Annotated in this window: 1 protein-coding gene; it reads right to left on the bottom strand. The window is 40.7% G+C overall.

All coding sequences use genetic code 11. From position 1 onward, the window contains the following. On the bottom strand, nucleotides 1-824 hold an 824-nt coding region (locus tag CAN34_RS13690; RefSeq protein ID WP_123891922.1), incomplete at both ends, for an IS3 family transposase.

An 824-nucleotide genomic window follows, 5' to 3' on the forward strand; every position in this document is an offset into this window, starting at 1 on the left:
GGACTGAGTTCTGTACTGCACAGGACTCAGTCCTTTCAGTTTCATCTGAATACGCTCATTGTTGTAATAATGAATATACTCGTGAATCTGTTGTTCTAAATCCTCAATCGTTTGAGGTTTTTCAATATAAATCGTCTCACACTTAAGTGTCCCGAAGAACCCTTCCATCAGTGCGTTATCTAAGCAGTTGCCTTTTCTGCTCATACTTTGCTTAATACCATGCTGTTTAAGCACCTGTCCAAACTGTCTCATTTGATAATGCCATCCTTGATCAGAGTGCAGCATTAGTGCCTTATCACGACACGCTTTAGTCTTTGCTAAAGCATCATCAAGCATCTTACTAACTAAGTCATAGGTTGGGCGCCTTGAGAGCGTATAACTGACGATCTCATTGTTATAACAATCGAGTATAGGCGATAAATACAGCTTATTATCACCCACCTTAAACTCAGTAATGTCAGTGAGCCAGCGTTTATGCGGATGACCTGAATAAAACTGGCGCTTTAAATGATTCTTCGCGATTTTACCTTGTTGTCCTTTATAGGAGCGGTACTTCTGACGTCTTATCTTTGCGCTAAGCTTCATTTGACGCATAAGCTTAGCAATGAGCTTATGGTTGTGATGAATCCCTAGATACTTTAACGCGGCCGTGACTCTGCGGTAGCCATACCTGCCTTTATGCTGATGGTAAAGTTCAGTAATTCGCTGTTTTAAATCAGCGTACTTATCGTCACTCTCAAGCTTTGTTCTATGGTAATAAAAGACGCTTTTAGGCATACATGAGGCTTTAAGTAAGTCAGATAAACAACAGCTATCCCTTAGTG

The sequence above is a fragment of the Psychrobacter sp. DAB_AL32B genome, from assembly GCF_002224105.1.
Lineage (GTDB): Bacteria > Pseudomonadota > Gammaproteobacteria > Pseudomonadales > Moraxellaceae > Psychrobacter.